Raw genomic sequence first — 24946 nt, forward strand, 5'->3', positions numbered from 1 at the left:
GAAACAAATGAACGTTAGATTTCAGCCCATTGGCTGTAAATAGACTTATAATATGGATTAATTATGTAAGTTGACGGATTCCAGACTCCAGATAGATCACATGTGATTGGGGAAGGATGGTGGTTGTGTGGGGGAGACAACGCTTCATATTCAAGTCAGAGACATGTTAAAACGTCCTGTGTTTCGCAAGGCAGAAGTCCTGGCCAGTGATCGTGCGCTGGAGCGGTATGTTTGCTGGGTTCATATCATGGAGGTTCCCGAGGTGGGGGACTTGCTCAATGGCGGGGAATTGGTGCTGACAACAGGCATTGGCTGGCAGGAGGGTGAGCAGCAAGGCCTGTCTTTTCTGCGTCAGTTAATTGCACGTGGGGCTGCCGGACTCTGTATGGAACTGGGGGATCACACCAAGTTACAGCTCGGGGCTATGAAAGAAATTGCAGTAGCAGCTGATTTTCCGTTGATCTGGTTCCACGAACAAGTCCGTTATATCGATATTACGCAAGACCTGCATTTCACCCTGATTCGCAGTCATCAGCGAATGATCGCTGAACTCGATAGTCTCACCACCTCCTTTAACCAACTTCTTCTGAATGGAGATGGCGTACAACCTCTGCTTCGATTATTGTCACGAACAACCGGATGTGCCGTGGCGTTATATCCACTTGAAGGGGAAGCAAGTGCCGTTCCCTACTGCCCTCCAGAGCAGCTGGAGACTCGTCGGCAGGATTGGTTTTTGCAGCGGGAACATTGGGCGGGGGAGGATATTCCGAATTTAATGCAGCTGTCAGATAACACATTGGATGTGATCAGCATGCCTGTTCAGGCGTTGGACTACACCTTTGCCGACCTTGTGCTGATGCATCAAAAGCTGACGGATCACGATTCAAGCATACCGATCAAACCTTCGGATGAATTCGTCATTCAGGCACTGGAACGATGCGCGGCCGCGATTGCTCAGGACTGGATGCGAACCAAATACATGGAAGAGAAACGCCGCTACAAAGAAGATATGTGGGTCATTGATTGGCTTAACGGACACCACTCCACGAAGGAAATCCATGAATATATATCTACCGTTAATCCCCTTCTCGCAACGAGCAAAGCCACTATTATTTTATTCGACAGCAATCCAGCATACACAGATAGCCTCAGACTTCAGAAGTTGTTAATCCAACGTAACATCGTCGCCCGGTTGGTATTTGCTCGGGAGAACTTCACCCTCTACAGCACCGTTCTGAACCACCAGATCATTCTTATCATTCTCGACCCACTACCTGGATCTCAGCGCAAAAGCAGTCTCTGGCGCTGCATCGAACAGCTACAGCAGCACGAGCAGGAACAGACCCACTGCCTCTTCTCAGGCTTGATCGGTATCAGTCATAACTGCACAGACCTCTCCCGTCTCAAGGATAGTCTGGAATCCGCGAAGGAGACACTGCGAATTCAGAAGGACATCGGCGAGATGCAGCAGCCCTTTTACAGTAATCTTCATTGTTACCGCATCATCGCTAGTATGAAGCAGAGTGGCAATCTGGATGATTTCATCGAAGAATATTTGGGGCCGCTCATTCGTTACGATGTGGAGAAAGGAGGTCAGCTACTGCGGACCCTCAAGCAATATTTGGTCCTGTGCTGCTCCAAGCAAGAGACGGCCACCGCTCTATATATCGTCAGACAGACACTGTATCACCGTTTGGACAAAATCGAAGCCCTTTTGGGAGAAGACTATATCCTCCCCGAGAAAAGGGTCGCGATCGAACTTGCCATCTACGCTTATGAGTACGTACACGGCCCGATCGCATGAAGAGCTTCAGTATGGTCTACGCTCCCCGTTGCTCTTGAAGCTGGCGAATCAGGATGTGACTGAACCACTTCCGTCCAGACGCCGTGCCTACGTATTGCTCTTGTTTCTCTTCGGGAAGATCCGGGTGCCCCCATATGACGTGAGCACCCTCCAGATGTTCCCGTACCGCATAGATCCGATAACCCTGTGCAACCATTCGCTCTATGGCAATCCTCTCGGTCTCAAACACATCATGATCCGACATCAGCTTCTCCCTCCATTCACTGCCGTCACAGGATGTTTCATCGGTATGGGCGCGCCTGCATCATACTTGTTGCGCTTCACATATTGGCCTGCCCCTGCTGTTCCGGTATACTGCCGATCTCGAATGACATACTCCCCGCGGCACAACACCGTCACCGGACATCCCTGTACCTGCATACCTTCAAATGCACTGTAATCCACGTTCATATGATGCGTATCTGCCGAGATCACCCTGTTTACAGAGGGGTCAAAAATAACGATATCCGCGTCTGTCCCGACAGCGAGAGTCCCTTTCTGCGGAAATAGTCCAAATAACTTGCTCGCTCTTGTCGAACATAGATCAACCCACTGATTCAGTGTGATCCTTCCTTTGACTACACCTTCGGAATACAGAATGCTGAGACGATCTTCGATGACAGGCCCCCCGTTCGGAATTTTACTAAAATCATCCTTGCCCAAGTCCTTCTGCCCTTTGAAATTAAATGAGCAATGATCAGAGCCGATCGTCTGCAACTGACCACTTTTCAGTGCGTTCCACAGTACTTCCTGATGCGCTGCTTCCCGCAGCGGTGGTGACCAGACATACTTTGCACCCTCGAAGTTTGGCTGATCCATGATCGATTGATCCAGTGTCAAATACTGAGGACAGGTCTCCCCCCAGATCCGGTAGCCCATTTCACGCATACGCGCAATTTGCTCCACTGCTTCCGCACAGGTCACGTGCACCACATACAGCTGTGAATCCGCAAGTGCAGCCAGACGCGCCGCACGCCCTGTTGCTTCTCCCTCCAGCATGGATGGACGAGTCAGCGCATGATGAATCGGCTCCGTGCGCCCTTCGGCGAGCGCCTGTCGAACCAGCAGGTCAATGACATCCCCGTTCTCGGCATGAACCATGACGAGTGCGCCGTACTCTTTTGCCTTTTGCAACGTCTGGAAGAGAATCCCGTCATCGGCCTGAAACTGGTTTTTATACGCCATGAACACCTTGAAGGATGACACACCCTCTTCTTCAATGATCTGTGGTAGCTCTTCTAGCACCTGATCATTCATCTCGCCAATCATGAGATGGAAACCGTAGTCGATGGCGGCTTTACCCTCGGCTTTGGCATGCCACTCCTGGAGAGATTCGATTAATGGACGGCCTTTTTGTGTCAGACAAAAATCAATGATCGTTGTTGTACCGCCAAAAGCTGCCGCTGTCGTTCCCGTCGCAAAATCATCCGCCGTTACCGTTCCACCGAAGGGCATATCCAGATGCGTATGCGGGTCGATCCCGCCCGGAATGACGTAACAGCCCGATGCATTTACAACCTCCATTCGTTCGTCTGGCACCAGTCCGATGCCAATCTGTGTGATTTTACCCTTTTCGATCAAAATATCTGCTTCAAAGGTATCCGACGCCGTGACCAACACACCATTACGAATCAATTTGCGGGTACTCATGATATCGCCTCCTTGGTTGATTGATCTCTAACCGATTGCAACATCGCAATCGCAGACTGACGTTCATTCCAGGTTACAGGTTCCTGCTCAGGCACAAGCTCAACCATCTCAATCGCCCCATCCACCGGGCAAACAATCGAACACAGATTACAGCCAACACAGTCCTCTTCCACCACTTCCAGATAGGAGCCGGACGGGTCGGTCAACATATCAATACACTGATGCGAGGTGTCCTCGCAAGCAATATGGCATTTGTTGCAGTTGATGCAGACATCGCGGTTGATGCGGGCGACGACTTTGTAGTTCAGATCGAGATTGCCCCAATCGGAGTAACGCGGAACCGTCTGACCTACCAGTTCTGCAACGCTGCTCAGACCCTTTTCATCCAGATAATCGTTCAGGCCATCAATCATGTCTTCCACAATGCGGAATCCATGATGCATGGCTGCGGTACATACTTGGACCCCTGTAGCGCCCATGAGCAGAAACTCTGCGGTATCCCGCCAGTCGGATATGCCACCAATCCCTGAGATCGGTACACCAACTTCAGGATTACGCGCACACTCGGCAACCATATTCAGTGCGATGGGCTTTACCGCTGGGCCACAGTATCCGCCGTGTGCTCCTTTGCCGCCCACATGCGGCACGGTATTCCACGAATCCAGATCCACACCTGCCAGGGAGTTAATCGTATTGATCAGAGAGATCGCATCCGCGCCACCTCGTACAGCTGCCCGGGCAGTTGCCGTAATATCCGTGATATTCGGCGTGAGCTTTACAATCACCGGTGTAGTCGCCACTTCCTTCACCCACATCGTCTGGAGTTCGACCAGGTCAGGTTGCTGACCAGAGGCGGCTCCCATACCACGTTCGGCCATGCCATGCGGGCAACCAAAGTTCAGCTCCAGGCCATCGACGCCGACAGCCTCCACCTTTTTCACAATCTCATGCCACTTCTCCCGCGTAGGTTCCACCATCAGTGAAGCGATAACCGCACGGTCCGGGAAGCGTTTCTTGGTCTCGGCGATCTCCCGCAGATTCACTTCCAGCGGACGATCGGATATCAATTCGATATTGTTAAACCCTGCCACCCGCTGCCCACCAAAATGAACCGCCGCGAAACGCGAGGATGTATTGATAATTGGTTCGCCCAGCGTCTTCCACACCGCGCCACCCCAGCCCGCCTCGAACGCACGCTGGACCTGATATCCCGTATTGGTCGGTGGTGCAGAGGCCAGCCAGAATGGATTGGGTGATCGAATACCTGCCAGATTAATGGATAAGTCAGCCATAACGATCCCTCCTTGGTGTTGTTTGAACATATTAGTTACACTGGACACTCCGTACCTTGTCTCCCTCGCTGCTCAAGCCGTCTCTTCCACCTGTCCAGGCAACGCCTTCATGACAGCGACAGCAGCCAGCTTACCCTGCTGTGCAGCCGAGACAACCATCGCCTCACCCTGGCCCTGACCAAAAATAACATCTCCTGCCGCATAGATCTGAGGATGTGAGGTACGATACGTATGCGGCTCGATCTCAACGACACCCCCGTGGTGACGCAGCCCAAATGCTTCGATTAATGGTAATAAACGATGCTGTCCAATCGCCCGGATGACCGTATCACATTCAATCATGAACTCCGATCCCTCGACAGGCGCAGGCAACGCGCGCCCACCACCAGACGGGGTAATTAGCTCCATTTTCACGCATTCCACAGCCTGAACCCGACCGTTCTCGTCTCCAATGATACGCTGCGGCATCGTAAACCAGCGGAACTCCACACCCTCCTGCTTGGCAAACGTATATTCAAACGCATACGCCGTCATCTGGCTTTCCCCGCGCCGATATAACATCTGCACCCGCTCGGCACCAAGACGTACCGAACAGGTTGCTGCATCTATCGCCGTATTGCCCGCGCCAATAACGGCGACCTTCAGACCATTCAAAGCGGGTGGAACACCTTGCTTGGTAGACTCCACCAGTTCAATCGCATCATAGACACCTTCGAGTGTCTCCCCTTCAATGCCCAGCATAGGTACTGAACCCATGCCACAGGCTAGAATGACCGCTTCATGTTGCTCCAGCAACTGCGAAGCAGGAATATCCACACCGATGCGCACCCCATAACGAATCTGCACACCAATTGCCTCCACCTGCTCCACTTCCCATAGCGCAACCGATTCGGGCAAACGGAAAGATACGATGCCGTACGTATTCAGCCCACCGCCTTTGGGTTTGGCCTCGTAGATCGTCACCTCATAACCCGCACGCCCTAGTTCACGTGCCGCCGACAGTCCTGCTGGCCCCGCTCCCACAACAGCAACGGTTCTCCCATTGGCAGGTGCTGCCTGGAATAACGGCTCATTCTTCGCCCGCGCCCAGTCAGTGGCGTAACGCTGCAAGTCACCAATGCGAATCGGCTTCGACGATTCGTTTAGGACACATGCACCTTCACACAGTTCCTCTGTGGGACAGACACGTGCGCAACTGGCTCCAACCGGATTTGCATCCATGATGGTGCGGGCCGAACCTTTCAGGTGACCTGTGGATATTTTGCTAATAAAAGAAGGGATATTAATGTCGGTTGGACAGGCTTTGATACAAGGTGCATCGTAACAGTACAGACAGCGGTTTGACTCCTCCATCGCTTCCTTGCCTGTCATGGCGGGTTTCATCTCGGCAAAACGACTCTCCCACCCATAATCGGATAACGTTGTTCCTGAGCTGTTCATCAATGTCATGCACCTCCTGAAGTTTGATCCGCGCAGCTTCCAGCTACTTTTACAGACTAACCAGATGTTCGTACGTTTCCGGCCTGCGATCTCGGTAGAACTGCCACACATTACGCACCTCACGAATCATCTCCGTATCCATCTCGCCAATGACGACCTCATCCTGATCCCGGCTGCCGATCGCTACCATTCTGCCTCGCGGGTCCACCAAGTACGACTGTCCATAAAATTCACCCATATTCCATGGTGCTTCCACGCCAACCCGGTTGATGGCCGCTACATAATAGCCGTTAGCTACCGCGTGAGCAGGCTGTTCCAGTTTCCACAGATATTCCGATGTACCCGCAACCGTAGCGGACGGATTGAAAACAATCTCTGCCCCCGCCAACCCGAGCAATCGTGCGCCTTCCGGAAAATGACGATCATAACAGATGTACACGCCGACTCTGGCGTAGGCCGTATCAAATACCGGAAACCCAAGGTTACCTGGTTTGAAATAATACTTTTCCCAGAACCCATTCGTGCCCTCACCTGCTTCCACATGCGGGATATGATGTTTGCGATATTTGCCCAGATACGTACCATCTGCATCTATAACGGCTGCCGTATTGTAATACGAAGCAATGCCCTCCACCTCATACACAGGTAAAATAATCACCACCGCAAGCTCCTTTGCCAGCTCCTGAAAACGTCTGGTCGTTGGCCCTTCCGGCACCGGTTCAGCGGATGCATACCATTTGGGATTCTGCTCTGTGCAAAAGTACGGGCCATAGAAAACTTCCTGCAATCCGATGATCTTGGCCCCTCGTGCAGCAGCTTCACGGACCAGCGTTATGTGCTTCTGAACCGCAGCTTCTTTGTGTACCTCAACGGGAGCCGAACCTTCAATCTCATGGGAAGCCTGGATTAATCCGATGCTGATTTTGCCCATAACGTCACAACGCCTCCTCAGGTAAAATGATTGGTTGGTTCACTCCACTACACATCCTCCGAATGGTGCGATATAACACTTCCGTGCCCAGTCCAATATCCTCCGGGGAGGAATATTCGCTGGGATGATGACTGATGCCGTCTTTGCTGCGGACAAAGATCATGCCATAATCACACACAAGCGAAAGGGCCAACGCATCATGGAACGGACCACTCATCAGTTCTGGCAAAGTAACCCCGATCTCTTCCGCGGATGAACGAATCACCGACTTGATTGGCTCTGCACAATACCCCGGCTCACTATTCGTATCCTCTGTTAGCGAGTAGGTTAGACCATATCGGAAACTCACGTCATCCAAAATGTTCATCAATCGGGCTTCAAGCCGGTTCCTGCGTTCCATCTCCATGTCTCGTAAATCAACCGTGAAGCTGACTTCCTCCGGGATAATGTTACGCGAGTCTGGAAACACCCTCAGACTTCCCACCGTACCTACAGTTGGAGCTTCCGGGTCTTCTCTCACCATATCGTCAAAAGCCGCAATGACTTTGGCGCTACCTACCAGAGCATCATGCCGCATTCCCATCGGAACGGAGCCGGCATGACCCGCCATGCCTTTCATCGTCACCGTAAGCCACAACGGACCCGAGATGCCCGTCACCAGACCTACTGGTGCATTCATCGCTTCCAGCACCGGCCCCTGCTCAATGTGCAACTCCAGATAACTGCCTATGGAACCTGGCGGATAGATCGCCTCTTCAAAATCCGAAGGAGAACAGCCAAAGGCTTCCAGTGCCTCCCGGCGGGTCACTCCATTTTTATCCTGCCGCTCCAGTTCGCCTTCTTCCAACTGACCCGTTATGCCACGTGAGCCGAAAAGGCCTTTGTTAAAACGGGAACCCTCTTCGTCGCAAAAGGCAATTATCTCAATTGACATTAGGGGCTGAATGCCATTTTCGATCAGGCATTGCACTGCTTCGAGCGCGCCTAGCACACCAATCGCTCCATCATATCGACCGCCATAAGGCTGAGAGTCGATGTGGGAACCAATCATGAGGAGCGGCAGCGCCTGATCCGCACCCTCCAGACGACCAATCAGATTGCCAAACGGATCAAGTCGCGTCGTCAGACCGGCATTTTCCATCCAGAGACGAACTTGTATGATGCCATCCATATCTTCCGGGGTCAGGGCAAGTCGGCAAACACCCGTCTCCGCGATTCGGCCAATCTGTGACAACTGCTCAATTCGCTCATTCAGCCGAAGCTGATTAATGAGTTTGCCTGTTGTGATCTGCATCCTTCCTCGCCTCCTTGCGCTTATTTTCGCGTAATGATATGAAAATTTTCATCTCGCTTGCTAAACCGTAAACGTCTGTCGTACCTGTGTATGGCAACTAACCTGCGTCCAGACTACGTAGCGCAACGAGTAAACTTCCAGCGATCAGATCCAACTCATCCTCGGTGGTAACAAACGGTGGAGAGATCGTCAAAATGTTTGCAAACCCCGGTACGGTATCGCCGTTCTTGCCAATCAGGATGCCATCCCTTTTACAACTGGCGAGTACCTTCATTACTTTATCCGCCTCCGCAGGAGATCCGTCTGCTTCAATCAATTCAATGCCACAGGCGAATCCGAATGAACGGATATCCCCCACAATGGACAACTCCAGCAAAGGTTCCAGCTTCTCACGAAGCAGGTTTCCCAGTTCCTCCGCCCGGCTGACCAGATTCTCTCGTTCCAGAATCTCCAGATTTGCCAGTGCCACCCGGCAGGATACCGGATTCCCGCCAAACGTATTCACATGGCGAAAATGGGTATCCGGGCCGGGTTCCCGGAACGTGTCGTACAGATCGGCTCGCACCGCCGTTGCTGATAGCGGCGAATACGCACTGGTCATGCCTTTTGCCATCGTCACAATATCTGGCTGTACGCCATAGTTCTGATGACCAAACTTCTGCCCAGATCGACCAAAACCGCAGATTACCTCATCTACAATGAGCAGCACGCCATAGCGCTGACAGATCTCTTGCACGGTACGCATATAATCCGGTGGGGGTACAATCATGCCGCCCCCTGTGATCACCGGCTCCATAATTACTGCGGCAACCGTCTCAGGACCTTCCCAACGAATCACCTCTTCATAGATGGTTGCACATTCGAGTCCGCATCCATCCTTGTTTCGTCCAAACGGACAGCGGTAACAATATGGTGGCGGAACATGAGAGAAACCTACGCCGAGTGGCTCGTATTTGATCTTGCGTGCGGCTTGCCCAGTGGCGCCCAGCGCTCCCATGGAGTTACCGTGATAGGCACGGTGACGGGAGATGAATTTGTGCCGAGTAGGCTCACCATTCTGATGGTGGTACTGACGGGCTATTTTGAAAGCCACCTCATTCGCATCTGAACCTGAGTTGGAGAAGAATATTCGATACTCCCCCTCCAGCCATTCATTCAGCTTCTCCGCCAGCAAAATCGCTGGTTCATGACTCTGCGTCATCGGTACATAAGCGAGTGCTTTCATCTGTTCATAGGCACTCCGCGCAATCTCCTCACGCCCATGCCCCACATTCACACACCACAGTCCCGACATCGCATCCAAATAACGCGTACCATCCTGATCGGTGATCCAACTGCCCTCCCCGCTTACTGCAATCATCGGATGATCGTTATGAGGTGAGATGTGATGCCATACATATTTGCGATCTTTCTCCAGCCATTCTTCCTTCGTACCACCAAGCGGCTGAGGCTGCTGATCTACAGAACTCATTCGTCATCCTCCTCTCTTTAAGCTGGACCTACAGACTTTACACTCGCCCACTCCGATTGCAGTACCATCTTCCGATCGCTGTTATCCCCAGATTTTCTAGATGCATTTTTTTCCTTAAGGAAAAATCCGGGGATTTGCATATGCTTCCGAAGCAGCTTTCTTTCAGAAAGCTTTTAGGCGCACGCTTCGCTTCTTCAGATTGGTTCTGCACTCTTCGTTCTTGTGTAAATGTTCGTCCACGCTTATTTCACAGCTTCTTCATAGATGCTTTTCTCCAGCGCTTCATCCAGGTTGGCGGCTTTTTTGATCAAACCATAGTTCAGTGCAATATCCGCAGTTCGGGTAAACGACTCATCTACAAAGCTGCCGACTTGCTGCTCCGTAAACCCTTCCGGGCGAATCAGCTTTGCAATCTCTTCCAGCATCGTGACCTGATGCTCGCGGGTGGTGCTGCCATCCGTCACATTACTCATTACGATATCGACCGTCTCATCCTGTTGATCAATGGCGTAGTTCCAGCCTTTCAAAATGGCACGGGTCACTTTGACCGCAAGCTCACGGTTGCTGTCTACCCAATCCTTCTTGGCAATTAGCGTATCCTCCAACATGCCAACACCGGCATCTTCAATGTTGAACACATCCAGATCGGATTCCTTCGTTCCACTTTCCAGCACAACGTGGTATTCGTTATAGATCGTCGCCGTAGCTACATCCACCTGATCGTTGAAAAACTGATCCATCGTGAACCCCTGCTTCACCAGTTCAATGTCTTTCTTTGGATCCAGGCCATTCTTCTCCATGAACGCGAGCACCTGAAACTGCTGACTGCCGAACCAAGTACTGACCTTCTTGCCTTTCATCTGAGCCGGATCAGTAATGCCTAGGGACTTCTTGGCGATCAAGCGATAACTACTCTTCTGCGAGATCTGGGCGAGCGAGACGAGTGGCAGACCGTTATCCCGGCTGACCAGCAGACTGTCTACTCCTGTGATTCCCACATCGGCCGCACCATTGACCACCTGCTGCTCAATCACGATATCCGGACCACCCGGAATAATCTCGGCATCAATGCCTTCATCTGCAAAAAAACCTTTTTCCTTCGCTGCATAAATCCCGGCAAATTGCGCCTGCGGCACCCATTTCAGCTGAATTTTCACTTTGGTTAAGGGTTGATCTGCTTCTCCAGCCCCTCCTGAACTCGCAGCGACAGGCTCAGCCGCCGGCTCGGACTTCGTAGAACATGCGCTCAGCATCGTAACAACCAACAGGACCAATACCAGCAAACCCGGCTTCAACGTTTTGTACATGTACAGAACAACCCCCTGTTTATATACGATTTATCAAGCATCAGTCCGTGTTCAAAAAGTCTGCTTTTCAGTACCGTGGACTTTTTGAACAACCTCAATCACGTATTACGATCTATGGAAGGTTGGTACCCTGATGTATGTTAGTGATCTGTGCGTGCACGATTCCACGGAATGAGTCGTTTTTCTGCTAGGACAACCGCTTCATACAACACAATGCCGAGCGCGGCTGCGATGACAATGCAGGACCAGGCCAAGGGCATGTTTGCCAGTCGAATCTGATCCGAGAGCAAGTACCCCAGCCCCTGGGAGGCGATGAAAAATTCACCCACAATGGCCCCGATAATACTGGTCGACATATTGATCTTCAGACCGGCGAAGAGGGAAGGCAGCGCATGAGGCAGTCTCAACTTCCAAAAAAACTGCATCCTGCTCGCGGCTAGACCACTCAGCAGATCACTGTACTGCGGCTGAATGGAAGTCAGTCCTTTGAACAGGCTGACGGCCATGGCGGCCATCGTAATCACCGTGACGACTGCAATACGAGACCAGATCCCATCACCGAACCAATTGTTCATAATCGGGGCAAGGGCCACGATCGGAACAGCATTAAGTGCAGACAGAACCGTAACCGCGGCCCTGCCGCTTGTTGGAAAGAACGATGCACCCGCTGCCGCCAGAGCACCCAACAATGAACCGAGCAAAAAACCTCCCAGCATTTCGGTTCCGCTATACATCGCGTATCGAAAGAGCATATTGGCATTTTCCTGAATGGATGCCGCAATCGCGGAAGGCACAGGCAGTTGGTAGCTTTCCAGCGAGAATATCCAATGAAACAACCTGAGCTGCCAGAGGGCGAGAAACACCACACCCGCCCCCCAAGGAAGCATACTCAGTACAATTGAGCGCCTGCGAACGCTGGTACCCAATCTGGCCTTTTCGGCTTGTCCCTGTTGTCCGTGAATTTCTGATCCTGGAGCAGATGTTATCAGTGAACCCGTGAGGGGCGTAGCCGCGCCAGTTACAGCAGCAATAGCCACACCTTCATCACGCTTCCGTTGCAAAACTCTACCTTCACTCATATGGCATCACCTCCTTTGGCCCTGAATTCAGGCTGCCAAGGGGTTAGCCAACGTTCAGCCAGACTGATGGCCAGATACGAGATCAGGCCAATGCCAATGCTAAGCATGATGGTGGCCCAGAACATACCAACTTGGGCATGACCGTAATATAACGAACTGACCATCAGGACGCCGAGTCCGTCGGGAGCTCCCATTAATTCCACAACGATGGAGGAGGTCACCGCCAGCGGAGCAGCTATTTTCATACCAGAAAATAGTCCCGGCAGTGCTGAGGGCAGCAGGCATTTGATATATCGTGCAGTCAGTGAAGCTCCACAGGAACGCATCAGTTCCAGATGCTCTGGTGCTACACTTTTCAATCCTTTTAATGTATGGATGATGATCGGGAAGAAAGTAACATACGCCGCCATAACAATTCGGGCCCATTCCGCGTTGTGGATGATGCCGTACACGATTGGTGCGAGACCAATGACCGGAACCATCTGTGAAGAGACTACATATGGCGATAACGTGCGCTCCAGCCAGACAGCCGCACTCATGAGCAGCGCTAAACCCAGACCCAGCAGCGTTCCCCCTGCAAAACCAATGGCTGCATTGCCAAACGTGACAGCCCCCTGCTCTGCGAGCGTACTCGAGTAACGAAACAAGGCTGCAAGGACTTCGTGCAGATAAGGAAGGCGAGACGCCGCCTGCTGGGGTGACAAGAACAGTTGGAGTATCCAGGCGATTCCTTCCCATAGCACCAATATGGTCATAATCCAGATGACAACCCAGGATCGATATCCCGGTTTAAAGAACCGCAGGGACATGAGATTCATCACGCTCCTCGTAGAAGCAGTTGCGAATGGTTGTAATCATGTGGTAGAAGGCTTCCGTTTCTCTCAGTTCACTATGACGTTCGGAAGGCAGATTGACGGAATGAATGGAATGTACTTGCCCCGGATGTGCCGAGAGCACGATGATCCGGTCGGACAGAAATACGGCTTCGGGGATGCTGTGTGTGACAAAGAGGAAGGTCTTGCCTGTTGAGCGCTTGATCTCAAGCAGCTCCAATTGAAGCTTTTCTTTCGTGAATTCGTCCAAGGCAGAGAAGGGTTCATCCATGAGCAGCAATGGCGGATCAAGCGCAAGTGCACGCGCAATGGATACACGTTGCTGCATCCCTCCACTGAGTTGCCATGGATAATGGTCGGCGAAGCGGGTTAGCCCTACCATTTCTAGCAGCTCACCACTAATGCGGCGGCACTCCTTCCGGCGGGTACCGAGTAGCTCCAAGGGCAATTCCACATTGTGACGAACCGTGCGCCAATCGAACAAGGCTGGTGTCTGGAAGACAATACCGAACTGTCGCTGTAGCCGAGCCCGCTCAGGCTCCTGACCTGCAATGCGAACGGTGCCTGAGGTGGGCTGAAGTAGATCACCCACCAGCCGGAGCAAGGTGGACTTGCCACAGCCGGAAGGGCCAAGCAGCGAGACAAACTCATTGGACTGGATCTGGAATGTAACATCCGACAAGGCAGTGACTTGTTGTGTACCTGTGCCAAAGATAACGGACACATGATCTACATCAATATGGCAGGCTTCGGCGACTGTAGCTGAGGGTGCGGAGGACATGGGCATTCTCCTTTGTGGAAGTTGTTTTCATTACACACCAAGGCTGAATGGGAGGTTTATATACATTAACGTAACAGGTTTTGCTTGTTAGATAATACTATATCGCTTTGGGCGCGGATTACATTATACAGTGTGTTTTGAGTATGGGCCTGTTCATGTTACACAATGTAAAATGAGACGGATTCTCAGATACATACATGTGAGTTTTCTTCGTAGATAGCTAACATTCATTTCACCTAACAACAAGCGCACAATCATTTGTATTTATTGATTAAATATTCGGAAAATATGACATATGCCCTCGTATTCTTGCTCATTTTCTTGTATAAAGATTGAATAGAGAATCCAGAAATCGGGGTGGTCATGATGTTTGATTGGCTGGGATGGAGAAAAGGATTGCCGCTGTGGCGATCGTATCGGTTGAACGCACATATGAAGGAAGATGTGGAACAGATTTTTGAGGGGATTGCCGAAACGAGACGGCAGCTTATGATGGACTGGGCAGATGAACAATGGAATCACCTGGATCGTTTGCTTCAACAGATACAGTCAGTTCAATTACAGGATGTATTACAAGGTTCACAGCAACTAAGCAAACTAGATGTATGGTTTCAATCCAGTTATATTCGAGCCGTAGACAGTACGGAGCTATTCATGCTGAACGAACAGAATCAGGTGGTATTCTCTACATATAAGAAACATATTGGACAGATCTATGAAGATTACGAAGCTTTAATTGGACCAGGATTGAAATACTCCAGAGCAGATTGTCATGGGAAAAAGTGTTTGTATGGCCCATATTCTGATCCACTGACGTTGGATATTGGTCCACGCTCGTCCGCTTTTCACGATGATGTCACCTTGCTGTTTATCTCCCCAATCCTGCAGGAAGGTCGATATGTCGGTTCATTATGCAGCCGTGTTCCCGGGGATGTACTCGGTGACCTGATCCAACGAGAATCAGGTCATATCTATCCCGATTCCGGTGACAATTACCTCTTTATGGCTGAGTCGATATTACGGCCCCATCTGCAACCCGGCACCGCCTTATCCCGAAGTCGATTCGAAGACCGTACCTTTACACATGGGGAAAATCTCAAAGATGGTGTCACCACCGAATGGGGTATCGTTTCCGTCAAGGAGCATACCGAACTGGAACTCATGTTCACTGATCCGTCGACCGGAGAACTACACCCCGGAGTAGCAAACACCATTCAGAATGGTTCCAATCTGTTCGTAGCTTTTCCCGGCTACTCGGATTATCGCCATATTTCTGTGATCGGTAAAGGCATCACCTTCCAGCTGCCATACTGTCCTGATCGCTGGGGCATGATGTGTGAAGGGGATCTGGAGGAAGTGTATCGGATACGAAGCATCGGCTGGCGCCAGTTCAAACAGCACAGTCTCTTCACACTTTTGTCAGGCGTTGCAGGAGCAGCTCTTGTCTATGCCTTCACTGGTAGTGGTTGGAGCGCGGCAGCAATGGCCGCTTTTAACGTGTCATTCGGATTCTTCACTGCATTACAGCTGCATCGCAGCCAATATCAACGAGTTCATGAAGACTTGCGTCGCATCAGCCGATTTATTCGAATTAACGCCGAAGGCAGGGGTGATCTGACCCAGCGCCTAGACACGTCTGCTTTTGCCCAAGACGAATCAGGTGAACTCGCGAAGTGGATCAACAACATGATTGATTCTCTGGAAGGCATTATGCTGAAGGTACAACTTGCCACGGTAGACGTTATGGATAATCAGTATCAGATGCGAACTTCAACAGAGACAACCCAAGGCACGACTGAACGTGTGAATTACAAGCTTGGTTCGATGATTCAGGCCATTCGCACCCAACTGGAAGATCTCGACCAGGCCAAGATCGCTGCTGATCACATGCGCATAACGCTGCAACAACTGGAGACCTCTGCTACCGAACAGATCAGCGTGGCCCAGCAGGAAGTGGAACGAATCGGCGACAAAATGACCCAAATCTCAGGAGCGGTATCCGATACTAACCGTACCATCCTGTCCTTCATGGATACCATGAAAGAGATTTACCGTGCACTGGCTGTCATTGATGAAATTTCAGCTCAGACCAACCTGCTGGCTCTGAATGCTACAATTGAAGCCGCACGCGTAGGCGAACATGGCCAAGGGTTCTCGGTCGTGGCAGGGGAAATCCGCAAGCTAGCCGAGTTATCCCGCTCTTCAACTGAAAATATTCATCAAATTCTGGACCGAATCTCAACGGCAGCAGGAGCAGCATCTCAATTAATCACAGAGGGAGATCAGGTGCTGGCTGAAGGAACAACACTGGTTCAGGCCGCTTCGCAACTTCTGCAAAATGCTACTGCTGAAGAACCTGAGCGCACTCAAGTCGTGGATCAAGTGGTCATGCTGATGGAGAATATTGCTGCAATCAGTCATCAAAATCGGGCGACTTCTGCCGAGGTAGAAGCAGAAATGATGGAGCTGATCCGTGATATGTTGCAGGTTCAGCATTCTTCGCATAACGTGGAAGCCATTACGGTCTTTCTGCAACAACTCGTGGGACAATTCCATCTGAATCACCCCACCAAAAATGCTGTCATCTGACGTCATCGTTGACGCGGATTGGAGAAATAGCTAAAATTTGATGCAACTGTTCCTTTTGAAATTGTCGTATCATTTATAATAGAAGATTTCCAATCTGAACCGATGAAAGGGTGGTCTGCATGGAACTGCTTCAGGATTCATTTGGCCGGATACATGACTACATCCGTATTTCTGTTACGGACCGCTGTAATTTACGCTGTGTGTATTGCATGCCCGCAGAGGGTATGGAGTTTGCTCCACATGATGAGATTATGAGCTACGAAGAGATTGCACAGGTGCTGAAAGTGCTTGCTCCGATGGGCATGCGTAAAGTTCGGCTCACGGGGGGCGAACCGCTGGTACGGAAGGATCTGCACAAGCTCGTCAGCATGATCTCGGCAATTGACGGGATTGACGATATTGCCCTGACTACCAACGCTCTTCTGCTGGACAAACAAGCTCAGGCGTTGAAAGATGCTGGGTTGAACCGGATTAACATCAGTCTGGATTCCCTGCGCGCTGATCGCTTCTCCATGATTACCCGCGGCGGAGATGTGAACAAGGTACTGAAAGGCATTGAAGCTGCAACAGCCGCTGGCCTTGCTCCGATCAAGCTGAATGTTGTGCTGATGAAGGGTATCAACGATGATGAGATCAAGGATTTTATTGCAATGACGATTGATCAACCTCTTCATGTGCGTTTTATTGAATATATGCCGATTGGACAGGCTTCGGACTCATGGCGCAAATCTTATTTGCCGCTGGAAGCCGTGACAGATGTATGTGCTGAATCAGGCTGGACGGTAGAAAATACAACAGGCCCTGCGGGCAATGGCCCATCACGTAATATGAAAATTGCGGGCTCCGAAGGCACATTTGGATTGATTCATCCCGTGAGCGATCACTTCTGTGACAATTGCAACCGACTTCGGCTGACCGCTGACGGACATATCAAAGCCTGCCTCTACTGGTCCGATGAGTATAATGTTCGCCGCTTCGTGGATGATCCGGACGCTATGGCGGCGCTTTTCCTCAAAGCGCTGGGTACGAAACCAAAGAATCATGAGATGGCTCTGGCTTTGGAACAAAAAATGCAATCTCATACACCGACGGTACGCCGCATGTCCCAGATTGGCGGATAACAACAGTACGCATATAACACGACCGCGCATTCCTGCGTATGGATATATATCTCTACTGTCAGGATGACCTCTTCACACAACGGAAGAGGTAACGCTGGCGCGGTGACCCCTTACGTGAATCAGCATTCATAACGTGAAGTGGAGCGTGTCACAAGGAATAGGCGAATACCCCAAGCAGACAAGAACATGATGTTCTTGTCTGCTTTTTCGTTATATTTTCATAAATTTCTGAAAATCATCAATTCCCCTGTTTCATTTGTTAAAAATTTAATTAATATACGTTAAGCCCTTATCAGGCCTTCAAGATTAACCTCATTCTGACGATGTATACAATACATCTAGATGATACACATACATTATAGGAGCTGAACCTTATTGAACATCGTTGAAGCACTCGTTGCAGCAAGTCCATATTTTAAAATTATGCTGAAAGAACACGATATCATGATTGCGGTAACCGACACGGAGAAGTTCTGGTATTATGTTCCCAGCAACGAACTCGATCTGGGCATCAAGGCTGGAGACCCCGTTTCCCTCGATGACCCTACACTACGCCGGGCACTTATACATGGGGAAACTTCAGCGAACCGTATTGATGCGAAATTCTATGGCACATCAATCAACTCGGCGGCCACCCCACTTCGGGATGAACAAGGAAATATCGTGGGCACACTTGCCATTGGTTTCTCTCTTCAGAACGAGGAAAAACTGGAGTACTTCACTGAATTGATCGGCGGTATCAGCGGAAAATTAACAGATATGGTGCAGACGGTAGCCGCCCAATCCGAGCAATTGACGGCATCTTCCACGCAGATTTTGGATAATACCCGCATGGCTGTGCAGAACTCAGGCGAAGTGAACAAAGTCGCCGCATTCATCCGTGAAATCTCAGAACAGACCAATCTGCTCGGCCTGAATGCAGCCATCGAAGCGGCCCGAGCAGGTGAAGCAGGCGCCGGATTCAGCGTCGTTGCATCTGAAGTGCGTAAACTTTCTACGGGTACCAAAGAAGCTACGGTGAATATCGAACGTTCCTTGAAGGATGTTCAGCATTCCATTCAGCAGATGGAGCAGGAGATCACTTCGATCTCACAGTCGAGCAACCAACAGGCTGTGCTGGTAACCGAGTTCAGCGAGGTCATTGATCAGTTGAACAGTGTAAGCCGTGATCTGAAAGTGTTTATTGAATCCATGTTGCTGAAGGCGGAATAGATCCGATTACGATGAACTTAACTCAAATGACTAACCATATATAAGAGACGCAATACCGATGCATTATCGAGCACTACATATTCCTACTCAATAACTAATTCAACAGGCTATGCTGATTACCAAATTCAGCATCCACATTGAACTCTCCGTGCGATTAACGTCACGGGGAGTTTTTTTATTTTAACAAGTTGTGCCAGCCACATCACGGTCCTTCTATGAATAGATGAGCTTCCACAGCATCATACACGCAAGCCCAACCATGACCACAGCGGACAACCGATTAAACACCAGACTGATGCGTCCAGTTCGATCCGTTCTGCCAATCGCCCTGCCTGCGCCTGCAAGTCCCAAGAACCATATCCACGATACAGCCGCGGCTGTTAGGGCAAAATAAATGCGCTCCACCCCTTCATACTGAAGTGAACTGGTGCCAATCACGGCAACCGTATCCAGCAGAGCATGGGGATTGAGTAAAGATACCGATGCGGCAAACGCAATCTGTCGCCCCGCTGACATTACCGTCCCCGAACCTTCCACAGATTCGGATGACCTCCAAATACTCCATGCCATATACAGCAAAAACAAGCTTCCTGCGCCATACAACACATTCGCAAGCAATGGCCATTGCAGCAAAATGAGCGACACCCCTCCGACGGCTGCCCCGATCAACAACGTATCACTGACCCCTGCCGTTATTACAGCAGGCAGGGCATGTATATAACGCCTCTGGCTCATGCCCTGGTTAAAAATAAATACATTCTGCACACCCAGTGGCAAGATCAGGCCAAACGCCAGAACCACTGCGTGAATAACAACCTCCATCGCGCTTCCCCCTTATCTCTGTATTCCATAGTAGGGCAGATGATGGCTGACGTAACCAACCACTTGGATGGCATCAGACCCAACCAAATGATATATTGTTTGTTACAAAGTGTCATTTCAGAAGTTATCTATATAAAAAATTACACGTAAACGGAGAGGGCAGAAATAACCTGAAGAAGCGGAGCGTTCGCCTTTATCCCCAGATTTTCACCTTTATAAAAACAAATTTAAAAATCTGGGGATAACAGCGATCGGAAGGTTGTTCTGCCATCGAAGTACCAAGTGTAAATTCAAACGGAGGTGATTCTGCCTGTCATGGAACGTTCTGATTCTCGGCTAAGCATGGGGTGGAAGCCGAACCCTTCTCTCGACTTGCCCTTGTATCGCCAGATTGAAGCCTATGTTCGGCAGAAAATCACAACGGGTGAATGGTCCTCAGGATACCGTCTCCCCTCACAGCGCATATGGGCTGAGTCCTTGGGCGTAAACCGCAGTACATTGGTGACTGCCCTGGATAATCTGGCCGCCGTCGGTCTGATTGAAGGCAGACATGGCGGGGGAACTTATATTTCCGGCTCCGGTTGGCATGGCATGGCTCATGGAGGGACGCCCAACTGGAATGAAGCCATCGAGGAGGGCTGGTATTATCCCAACCTGCCCGAGATCCAGCAGATTAATCAGGCTGAATTTCGGCCCGGCATCATACGTCTTGGTACAGGGGAGCTTGCCCCGGAACTGATGCCTCAGGATGCTTTTAACGACATTCTGTATACCCTGTCCCATCGTTCTCGTACACTCAACTACCTGGAACCTCAAGGAAGCCTGGAGCTTCGTGAGGCTTTATCCGCCCATTTGCAGACGACTGGCATTCAAGCCTCTCCAGATTCTATACTAATCGTATCGGGCTCTCTTCAGGCACTGCATTTGATTTCGGTCGGACTGCTCCCTCGCGGATCAGCGGTTCTGCTGGAAAAACCGTCGTATCTCTATTCGATTCACGCCTTTCAGTCAGCAGGGTTGAAAATGAGTGGTATCCCGATGGATAACGAAGGCCTACACATTGCACGTCTGGAGGACGCGGCGCAGCATGTAAAAGATCATGATCACATCTCGCTTCTCTATACGATCCCGAGCTTTCACAATCCCACCGGCTCTGTGATGGGTGATCACCGCCGGGAAGAACTCATGACCACCGCTCGAACACTAGGCATCTCCATACTGGAGGATGCCGCCTATAGTGATCTGTGGTTGGATACACCTCCTCCGTCATCGCTGAAGGCGCGTGACCAGGAAGGACGGGTGCTGCATATGGGTACTCTGTCAAAGGCAGTCAGTCCCGGTCTGCGCCTCGGATGGCTGGTTGGGCCAGAGCCGGTCATTCGTCGTCTCGCAGATATCAAGATGCAGACCGATTATGGTACCAGTTCACTCGCCCAAGAAGCTGCTGCCCTGTGGTTCGCAGAAGGACATCACGCTGGACATATGGAACGCCTTCGTCCTGAACTTCGCAAACGCAGAGACTTCATGCTGGAGCTGCTTCAACGTCACTTCCATGGGATTGCGGATTGGGAAATACCCGCTGGCGGGTTTTACATCTGGCTGCAATTCACTGTCTCTCCGCTCTCTATCCGCCAATTGTTCCATACCTGTCTGGAGCAAAATGTACTTATCCACCCGGGTTATCTGTATGACCGGTTAGATGCGAGTCATATTCGGCTGTCTTACGCTTATGCTTCCCCCGATGAGATGGAGCGTGGACTACAATGCCTGGCAGAGGCTGTCCACAGGCTTATGGATTCTGGCTCCTGACTTCGACGAATGCTTTTTCCTGATTTCACAATCAAAAAAAACAGCCTTGACCTTGAAGGACCACGTCCTTCAGATCAAGGCTATTTGCGTAAGTTTCGAAAGTTTGGCCGAATAACAGAACGGGCAAACACCAGATGCGCTGCGGGATTCCTTTGAACGTTCTATCCTTTGACCGCACCCTCCGCAATACCCTCCATGATGAACTTCTGGAAGAACGCATAGATCAGGATAACCGGAATCGCAGTCAGTACCAGGGAGGACAGAATCAACGGCCATTCCTTGTTATATTCACCAAACAGCATGTTCGTGGACAGTATCAGCGTATAACGATTCACATCGGTCAGCATGAGTAGTGGCAACAAAAAGTCATTCCAGATCCACAGGAAGTCCAGAATCGCGATGGTGACTGTGATCGGCAGCAGCAGCGGGAAGATAATCTGGAAGAACGTCTGGAACTCATTACATCCGTCAATCTGAGCCGACTCCTCCAATTCACGCGGAATGGACTTTACAAACCCGTGATAGAGGAAGATTGCCATGTTCACGCCAAGTCCGATATAGATCAGGGCCAATCCGTACGTGCTTCCTTGCACCCCCATGCCTTTGGCTACCCGTGTCAGCGGAATCATGATCGAGTGGAACGGTACCAGCATGGACGCAACAAACAGGAAGAAGATCAGGTTGCTCAAACGGCCTGAGGTACGTGACAGCTTGTATCCCGCAAGTGAGGCACAGAAGACGATACCACCGATCCCCAGAAAGGATACAATTGCCGAGTTCATGGAACTGCCCAACAGATTGATTTTGTTAAACGCGTCCGAATAATTCTCCCAGTGCAACGTTGTTGGCAGCGCGAGAAAAGATTGGAACATCTCACCCTGTGTTTTGAAAGAGTTCACAACCGCCATGTAGATCGGCAGCATGGCGACGAGAGAGCCCAGAATCAGCAGCAGTCGAATCAGATAACTGTTCAGTCGTTGCATCCTCATGCTTCCACCTCTTTCTTCTTCATGACGGTGATCTGGATGAGTGTAAAGATGAGTACGATGATGAACAGCACAACCGATTTGGCACTCGCATAGCCGTATCTGAAGTTGTTGGAGAATGCTTCTTCATAGATGTTCATCGTGATCACCTGCGTGGCCCGACCCGGTCCGCCACCAGTCAGTCCATATACCACTTCGAACACTTTGAATGCTCCGTTCAGCGTCAGGAAGAAACAGATGGTCACGGCATGAGTAATCATTGGCAACACCACATTGCGCAGTACCTGGAATGCGTTGGCCCCATCAATAACAGCCGCTTCTTTGAGACTTTTCGGCACACCCTGGAGAGCAGCCAGATAGATGATCATCATATACCCTACACCGTTCCAGAGCGATACGATCAGAATGGAGTAAAATGAAAACTTCGGATCACCCAACCATTGCTGGTCGAGGAACGAAAAAGCCAGTTTCTCTGCGAGCTGTGGCAGCACCTGAGAGAAGATGAAGGTCCACATGAAAGCACTGATGATTGTACTGATCATGTTAGGCATGAAGAACAGGGTCCGGAAGAGCCCTTTGCTACGCGTTCGTGACTCAATCAACACGGCGAGCAGCAAGGCGATTCCATTTTGCAGAATCAGCATAAATATTACATATTTCATCGTGAACCACAGAGAGTTCAGAAAGTCAGGATCTTCTTTGAACAATTCCACAAAGTTGCCCAGACCGATAAAGCTATAATCCCGATTAAGTCCGTTCCAATCCGTCAGGCTATAGAACATACCACTAAACGTGGGATACAGCAGGAAAATCGCATAGATGACAAAGGCAGGCGCAGTGAACGCGAGCAGTGACAGATACTTCTTGAACACATTCGTAGCCATTGGTTCTCCCCCTTTTCACTCGAAGCGGATGATTGTAAACGAGGGAACAAAGAACGTTCTGCCTGCCGTATCATCTGCTTGGAGACTCTGACGAAACAAAGTACCGCTCATTTGTTGACAAAACTCTCAGACCGTTGAGATTTGCCAACAAAAGCGGATACTCCATTCCTCACAGCTCCTTACTTGTTGACTTTGTTGTAGGATTTCCACGCCTTGTCGAGCGCATCGATAACCTGCTGTTGATTTAATTGCCCAGAGTAGTAACCTTGCAACGCTTTGCCTGACTCGTCTTTCACCGCTTGAGGGAGCGATGGGTCCTCATAAGCTTTACCTTCACTCACATATTTCTGGGCATCGTCTACCCACGGGAAGCTCTTGAAGTCATGGATCTTGGCAATCGGATTGAACTTGAGCGCTTCGAAGAATGCACTTGAATCCTTGTCATCGAGAATGTAGTTCACGAAATCGAGTGCCACTTCTTTGTTTTTGCTAGATGACGATACTGCCAGTGAAGTGGAGGTGCTCAGATTGATTTTGGTATCATCCGGATTGTCATTGATCGGCATTGGTGCTACACCAAAGTTCAAGTCCGGGTTGGACTTCAGAATGGTTTCGGCAAACCATGGTCCCTGAATCCACATCGCGGCGCTTCCTGATGCGAAGGCTGCTGAACCATCATCTCCGCCCACTTCCAGCGCTTTGTCCGTTCCATTGGCATTAACCAGATCGAAGATATCAAACAATGCTTTCATATCGGAGAAGGAGCCCTGATCCTGATTCATCTTCTCCACGAAGTCTTTGTGCTCAGACTGAGTTAATGCACCCACGGTAAGTGGCAGGAATAATTGCGGAATCCAGGCTTCTTTGTAGGACAGTTCAAACGGTGTAATGTTGGCTGCTTTGAGTTTCTCCACGACCGCTTTCATTTCTGTTAACGTCGTTGGCACTTCCAGCCCTTGCTCTTCAAAAATATCTTTATTGTACAGATAGCCCCATGATACTGTTTCCAATGGAACAGCTACGACTTTGCCCTCCGCATCCGTTATGGAAGGTTTAACCGAATCCAGCAGCTTATCGACAAAAGGTTGGCCCGAGAGGTCTTCCAGATATCCAGCTTTGCTGAATGGTGGAATCTCATTGACTGCATGTAGGGCGAACACATCCGGTGCATCATTGGAGGCGAGTCGTGTCTTCAGAATCTGAGGCGCATTGTCCGCTGGCGGCATCTCCAGTTGCACGTTCACCTCAATGTTTTTCTCTGCTTTCTCCTTGGCTTTGAACTGTTCTATATATTTATCGTAATGTTCTTTCAGCCGAGGTTGTGCAACGAATACTTTGAGTGATACCGTGCTGCCTGACGCCGATTCCTCCTGCCCATTTTCCGTTCCTGCATTGGAGCCGCAACCTGCGAGCAGAACACTGACCAGTACCGCACTTGCTACGCTTTTCCATACTTTCATCTCTTATGACCTCCCGGTGTGTAACTGGTTTGTCTTTCATAGGCTCATTATATATCAGTAAATGAAAGCGCTTCATTGGACAGAATTAGACTTGTGTATTGGATTATTTTAAACCTTAATCCTGCCGCAAATGCTCTATCAA

The 24946-nt window shown here is 50.4% G+C and carries 20 protein-coding genes; 5 read left to right on the forward strand and 15 right to left on the reverse strand.

Going from position 1 to position 24946, the window contains the following annotated elements; genetic code table 11:
• Positions 1-163 precede the first annotated feature (163 nt).
• Positions 164-1804 (forward strand): PucR family transcriptional regulator ligand-binding domain-containing protein, encoded by a 1641-nt coding sequence (locus MHI55_RS28585; RefSeq protein WP_339191028.1) that lies wholly within the window; start codon positions 164-166, stop codon positions 1802-1804.
• Positions 1805-1820: 16 nt separating this feature from the next.
• On the opposite strand, the gene MHI55_RS28590 is transcribed toward MHI55_RS28585, so the two are convergent.
• The 11 genes from MHI55_RS28590 to MHI55_RS28640 all read right to left on the reverse strand — a co-directional run bounded on the left by MHI55_RS28590 (position 1821) and on the right by MHI55_RS28640 (position 13921).
• The gene (locus MHI55_RS28590; protein ID WP_047840726.1) at positions 1821-2048 is read right to left on the reverse strand and encodes a hypothetical protein; all 228 of its coding nucleotides are present in this window, start codon (positions 2046-2048) and stop codon (positions 1821-1823) included.
• The gene (gene hydA, locus MHI55_RS28595) at positions 2048-3493 is read right to left on the reverse strand and encodes a dihydropyrimidinase (protein ID WP_339191024.1); all 1446 of its coding nucleotides are present in this window, start codon (positions 3491-3493) and stop codon (positions 2048-2050) included. Before hydA ends, MHI55_RS28590 begins: the two co-directional genes overlap by 1 nt.
• Positions 3490-4785, reverse strand: a complete 1296-nt coding sequence (gene preA, locus MHI55_RS28600; protein WP_076319240.1) for an NAD-dependent dihydropyrimidine dehydrogenase subunit PreA — start codon at positions 4783-4785, stop codon at positions 3490-3492. The genes hydA and preA overlap by 4 nt, the downstream gene beginning before the upstream one ends.
• 72 nt (positions 4786-4857) lie before the next feature.
• Positions 4858-6225, reverse strand: coding sequence for an NAD(P)-dependent oxidoreductase (locus MHI55_RS28605; RefSeq protein ID WP_339191453.1), 1368 nt, complete (start codon positions 6223-6225; stop codon positions 4858-4860).
• A 49-nt stretch (positions 6226-6274) separates the two neighbouring features.
• Positions 6275-7156, reverse strand: coding sequence for a nitrilase-related carbon-nitrogen hydrolase (locus MHI55_RS28610; RefSeq protein WP_091012887.1), 882 nt, complete (start codon positions 7154-7156; stop codon positions 6275-6277).
• A gap of 4 nt (positions 7157-7160) precedes the next feature.
• Positions 7161-8450, reverse strand: coding sequence for a M20 family metallo-hydrolase (locus tag MHI55_RS28615; protein ID WP_340387823.1), 1290 nt, complete (start codon positions 8448-8450; stop codon positions 7161-7163).
• A gap of 97 nt (positions 8451-8547) precedes the next feature.
• Entirely contained in the window at positions 8548-9921 is a 1374-nt protein-coding gene (locus tag MHI55_RS28620; protein WP_036612653.1) for an aspartate aminotransferase family protein, read from the reverse strand.
• A 242-nt stretch (positions 9922-10163) separates the two neighbouring features.
• Complete coding sequence (locus MHI55_RS28625) at positions 10164-11228, reverse strand: ABC transporter substrate-binding protein (protein ID WP_338707188.1); 1065 nt, start codon at positions 11226-11228, stop codon at positions 10164-10166.
• 140 nt (positions 11229-11368) lie between these two features.
• On the reverse strand, positions 11369-12307 hold the full coding sequence (locus tag MHI55_RS28630; protein ID WP_340387825.1) for an ABC transporter permease: 939 nt from the start codon (positions 12305-12307) through the stop codon (positions 11369-11371).
• The gene (locus MHI55_RS28635; RefSeq protein WP_340387828.1) at positions 12304-13062 is read right to left on the reverse strand and encodes an ABC transporter permease subunit; all 759 of its coding nucleotides are present in this window, start codon (positions 13060-13062) and stop codon (positions 12304-12306) included. Before MHI55_RS28635 ends, MHI55_RS28630 begins: the two co-directional genes overlap by 4 nt.
• 34 nt (positions 13063-13096) lie before the next feature.
• Positions 13097-13921 (reverse strand): ABC transporter ATP-binding protein, encoded by an 825-nt coding sequence (locus MHI55_RS28640; protein ID WP_339195880.1) that lies wholly within the window; start codon positions 13919-13921, stop codon positions 13097-13099.
• A 396-nt stretch (positions 13922-14317) separates the two neighbouring features.
• Here MHI55_RS28640 and MHI55_RS28645 point away from each other — a divergent pair, with 396 nt between their 5' ends.
• The 3 genes from MHI55_RS28645 (at position 14318) to MHI55_RS28655 (ending at position 18843) form a co-directional block, all read left to right on the forward strand.
• Positions 14318-16510: a methyl-accepting chemotaxis protein gene (locus MHI55_RS28645; RefSeq protein WP_340387830.1), complete on the forward strand. Its 2193-nt coding sequence runs from the start codon at positions 14318-14320 to the stop codon at positions 16508-16510.
• 119 nt (positions 16511-16629) lie between these two features.
• The gene (gene moaA, locus MHI55_RS28650; protein ID WP_338707193.1) at positions 16630-17631 is read left to right on the forward strand and encodes a GTP 3',8-cyclase MoaA; all 1002 of its coding nucleotides are present in this window, start codon (positions 16630-16632) and stop codon (positions 17629-17631) included.
• Between the two features lie 375 nt (positions 17632-18006).
• The gene (locus MHI55_RS28655; protein WP_036612668.1) at positions 18007-18843 is read left to right on the forward strand and encodes a methyl-accepting chemotaxis protein; all 837 of its coding nucleotides are present in this window, start codon (positions 18007-18009) and stop codon (positions 18841-18843) included.
• A gap of 213 nt (positions 18844-19056) precedes the next feature.
• Here the strand turns inward: MHI55_RS28655 and MHI55_RS28660 are convergent, their stop codons facing one another.
• Positions 19057-19665 (reverse strand): LysE/ArgO family amino acid transporter, encoded by a 609-nt coding sequence (locus MHI55_RS28660; protein WP_338707194.1) that lies wholly within the window; start codon positions 19663-19665, stop codon positions 19057-19059.
• Between the two features lie 315 nt (positions 19666-19980).
• Here MHI55_RS28660 and MHI55_RS28665 point away from each other — a divergent pair, with 315 nt between their 5' ends.
• Positions 19981-21474: a PLP-dependent aminotransferase family protein gene (locus MHI55_RS28665; protein ID WP_340387832.1), complete on the forward strand. Its 1494-nt coding sequence runs from the start codon at positions 19981-19983 to the stop codon at positions 21472-21474.
• A gap of 161 nt (positions 21475-21635) precedes the next feature.
• On the opposite strand, the gene MHI55_RS28670 is transcribed toward MHI55_RS28665, so the two are convergent.
• From MHI55_RS28670 to MHI55_RS28680, 3 genes are all read right to left on the reverse strand, one after another.
• Complete coding sequence (locus MHI55_RS28670; protein WP_340387834.1) at positions 21636-22463, reverse strand: carbohydrate ABC transporter permease; 828 nt, start codon at positions 22461-22463, stop codon at positions 21636-21638.
• Positions 22460-23344: a sugar ABC transporter permease gene (locus tag MHI55_RS28675; RefSeq protein WP_017691891.1), complete on the reverse strand. Its 885-nt coding sequence runs from the start codon at positions 23342-23344 to the stop codon at positions 22460-22462. The genes MHI55_RS28670 and MHI55_RS28675 overlap by 4 nt, the downstream gene beginning before the upstream one ends.
• Positions 23345-23523: 179 nt before the next feature.
• Complete coding sequence (locus MHI55_RS28680; RefSeq protein WP_340387835.1) at positions 23524-24804, reverse strand: extracellular solute-binding protein; 1281 nt, start codon at positions 24802-24804, stop codon at positions 23524-23526.
• Between the last annotated feature and the right edge of the window lie 142 nt (positions 24805-24946).

Origin of the sequence: Paenibacillus sp. FSL E2-0151 (assembly GCF_037993015.1) — a bacterium.
Classification (GTDB): Bacteria; Bacillota; Bacilli; order Paenibacillales; family Paenibacillaceae; genus Paenibacillus; species Paenibacillus amylolyticus.

Bases quoted from the DNA above. Each gene is read 5' to 3' on its own strand.
- MHI55_RS28670 (WP_340387834.1), bottom strand. From the start codon at position 22,463: ATGAGGATGCAACGACTGAACAGTTATCTGATTCGACTGCTGCTGATT.
- MHI55_RS28640 (WP_339195880.1), bottom strand. From the start codon at position 13,921: ATGTCCTCCGCACCCTCAGCTACAGTCGCCGAAGCCTGCCATATTGAT.
- MHI55_RS28630 (WP_340387825.1), bottom strand. From the start codon at position 12,307: ATGAGTGAAGGTAGAGTTTTGCAACGGAAGCGTGATGAAGGTGTGGCT.
- hydA (WP_339191024.1), bottom strand. From the start codon at position 3,493: ATGAGTACCCGCAAATTGATTCGTAATGGTGTGTTGGTCACGGCGTCG.
- MHI55_RS28590 (WP_047840726.1), bottom strand. From the start codon at position 2,048: ATGTCGGATCATGATGTGTTTGAGACCGAGAGGATTGCCATAGAGCGA.
- MHI55_RS28620 (WP_036612653.1), bottom strand. From the start codon at position 9,921: ATGAGTTCTGTAGATCAGCAGCCTCAGCCGCTTGGTGGTACGAAGGAA.
- MHI55_RS28665 (WP_340387832.1), top strand. From the start codon at position 19,981: ATGGAACGTTCTGATTCTCGGCTAAGCATGGGGTGGAAGCCGAACCCT.
- preA (WP_076319240.1), bottom strand. From the start codon at position 4,785: ATGGCTGACTTATCCATTAATCTGGCAGGTATTCGATCACCCAATCCA.
- MHI55_RS28605 (WP_339191453.1), bottom strand. From the start codon at position 6,225: ATGAACAGCTCAGGAACAACGTTATCCGATTATGGGTGGGAGAGTCGT.
- MHI55_RS28610 (WP_091012887.1), bottom strand. From the start codon at position 7,156: ATGGGCAAAATCAGCATCGGATTAATCCAGGCTTCCCATGAGATTGAA.
- MHI55_RS28675 (WP_017691891.1), bottom strand. From the start codon at position 23,344: ATGGCTACGAATGTGTTCAAGAAGTATCTGTCACTGCTCGCGTTCACT.
- MHI55_RS28615 (WP_340387823.1), bottom strand. From the start codon at position 8,450: ATGCAGATCACAACAGGCAAACTCATTAATCAGCTTCGGCTGAATGAG.
- MHI55_RS28660 (WP_338707194.1), bottom strand. From the start codon at position 19,665: ATGGAGGTTGTTATTCACGCAGTGGTTCTGGCGTTTGGCCTGATCTTG.
- MHI55_RS28680 (WP_340387835.1), bottom strand. From the start codon at position 24,804: ATGAAAGTATGGAAAAGCGTAGCAAGTGCGGTACTGGTCAGTGTTCTG.
- MHI55_RS28625 (WP_338707188.1), bottom strand. From the start codon at position 11,228: ATGTACAAAACGTTGAAGCCGGGTTTGCTGGTATTGGTCCTGTTGGTT.
- MHI55_RS28585 (WP_339191028.1), top strand. From the start codon at position 164: ATGTTAAAACGTCCTGTGTTTCGCAAGGCAGAAGTCCTGGCCAGTGAT.
- MHI55_RS28635 (WP_340387828.1), bottom strand. From the start codon at position 13,062: ATGACCATATTGGTGCTATGGGAAGGAATCGCCTGGATACTCCAACTG.
- moaA (WP_338707193.1), top strand. From the start codon at position 16,630: ATGGAACTGCTTCAGGATTCATTTGGCCGGATACATGACTACATCCGT.